This window comes from Bradyrhizobium sp. UFLA05-89, from assembly GCF_059803475.1.
The window spans coordinates 1-2139 of record NZ_JBANBA010000248.1; the positions used below are offsets into that span (position 1 = coordinate 1).

The window sequence follows — 2139 nt, forward strand, 5'->3', positions numbered from 1 at the left end:
TCCTGCCAACTAGACAGACTGAATCACTGGTATCTCTGAGTCGCAACCGCGGCCTTTTTCAACGGAATCGGCCAAAAAGCGACATCGCACCTCTACACTCTGAAACGCAGTTGATATAGACTGACCCCAGAGCTGCCAGCGCGGGATGATGCTAGAGCTGCCAGCGCGACATGCCGAGTTTTCGCGAAATCAATGGCAGCGGTAGTGCCTTCGGCAGGCGAGCGAATTCAAAATCTATTTGGTTCGGAATCCTTCCGTGCACTAGCGGAAGGTTGTTAAGTTCATGGGGCAACGCCAATTGATTGTTGGGGTTGGACACCATCATGACATTGATCAACGACATCGGCTATTTGGCGTCAGCTCTCGTCCTGCTTACATTCTGCATGAGCACGATGTTGAGCCTGCGTGCGGTCGCAATATGCAGCAATTTCGCTTTCATCAGTTACGGACTTGGCGCCAAACTATACCCTGTGCTTGCTCTGCACATCATCTTGCTTCCGTTGAACGTCATATTGCTCTTTCGGATGATAAACTTGCTTCGGAAAGCGAAGCTCGCTGCAGCCACGGATCTTTCTCCAGCCTGGCTGCAGCCATTTATGCAACCGAAACATTTCAAGGCAGGACAGACGATTTTCAGGAAGGGACAGCATGCCGACCTGCTCTATATGATCGTGTCGGGTGAAGTCCGGTTTCCGGAAATTGATCGGCGACTTTCTGCTGGTGACGTGTTTGGAGAGATTGGGTTGTTCTCTCTGCAGCGGCGGCGCACTCAGACTGCGATGGCGGAAACTGACCTGGATTTGCTGTGGATCAGCGATGGCGCGCTCAAGAAGCTGTGCGAGCGCAATCCAGGCTTGTCGTTATACTTCCTGCGGCTGACCGCCACTCGAATGACCCAAAATGATGCTCAAGCGGCTCTTGTCGCCACCCGCTGACCACCGCCGGTGTTTTGCCCGACTTTCACACTTTCCCTGAAGAGCTGAAGTCGGCTTGGGGCCGATTTTGTTGCAGAAGTCGGTAGGATCGACGCTCTCAGCGGGGCTGTGATCTGAAAATTTGGGCTCGCGATCTTTTGGCCGCCTGCCCGGCATGGGCTGCGGAGACGCCCTGGCACTGATGCCTGACGCAACCAACGCGACGGACGCCACTTACGCAACGCATGGTGCGGCCGTGTCGGGTGGATGGAGCGCAAGCTTGGCAAAGCGACGAAGGTTCTAGCGATTGCTGCAAGCGTAAATTCGAACCGCGCGCCGGCCGGTCCACGCAGTCTCAGGCGGCCGAGCCGCAGGATCCGCTTGAGGTGCGCAAACAGCATCTCAACCTTCTTGCGATCTCGTCGGGTCTCATCGTAGGCAGGCGTCTTGGCGATCGCGCGGGCGACATCGCGCGCTGCCTCGTGCACGTGGCGTGTGATCTTCCGACTCGGCGAGTTTGGACAGCATTTGGACTTGAGCGGGCAGTCGCGGCAATCAGCGACGCGCGAGAAGTACGAGATAGCGTCATCTCCGCGTGGTCCGCGTGTTCCACTTGAGCGCGGCAGGATCTTGCCGCTGGGGCAGATATATTGATCGCGCGCCGCGTCATAGATGAAATCGTCGCGGCTGAACGTGCCGTCGTCGCGCTGTGACTTGTCGATCACCGGGATGTGGGGCGCGATTCCCTTCACATCGACCAGGAAGTGGAGGTTGTGGGCGGCACCGTAGCGCGTCCTGATCTGACTGCGGGAGCTTGCCGAACTTCGTATTGTAGCTCTCCAGAAACCCCGGCAGGAAGGCGTTGCCAGCCCGAGGGTCGAGACCCCGGCCAGCCGCAGCTCCTTCACCAGGCGGTCTTGCAGCGTGCCGAACGAACGCTCGACGCGGCCCTTGGCCTGCGGGGTGTTGGCGCAAATGATGTCGATATTGAGCTCGTGCAGGGCGCGACCGAACTGGGTCATCCCATCGCCGCCCTTGGCCTCGCGGTTGTTGACACGAAAGATCGCGTGCTTGTCCGAATAGAACGCGATCGGCCGGCCGTGGCGTTCCACATACGTTCGGGTCTCACGTAGATAATCCAGTGGCCCACTAGTGGTTCATCACAGTGATTTTGACGTTTTGATACCGAGCCATTCGAGGATGGGCAAGTTTTCGGGTGGCAGGA

General features: G+C 57.7%; 1 protein-coding gene and 2 pseudogenes. 1 reads left to right on the plus strand and 2 read right to left on the minus strand.

The window, feature by feature from the left end:
• Positions 1-323 precede the first annotated feature (323 nt).
• Positions 324-935 carry a cyclic nucleotide-binding domain-containing protein gene (locus SO139_RS46020; RefSeq protein WP_474803635.1) on the plus strand — a complete coding sequence of 204 codons (612 nt, stop codon included), beginning with the start codon at positions 324-326 and terminating at the stop codon, positions 933-935.
• Between the two features lie 213 nt (positions 936-1148).
• Here the strand turns inward: SO139_RS46020 and SO139_RS46025 are convergent.
• Positions 1149-1702, minus strand: a pseudogene (locus tag SO139_RS46025) (transposase); the annotation flags it as partial.
• A pseudogene (locus SO139_RS46030) lies at positions 1698-2053 on the minus strand (ISNCY family transposase); the annotation flags it as partial. The pseudogenes SO139_RS46030 and SO139_RS46025, both read right to left, overlap by 5 nt.
• Positions 2054-2139 lie beyond the last annotated feature (86 nt).

Bases quoted from the DNA above. Each gene is read 5' to 3' on its own strand.
- SO139_RS46020 (WP_474803635.1), top strand. From the start codon at position 324: ATGACATTGATCAACGACATCGGCTATTTGGCGTCAGCTCTCGTCCTG.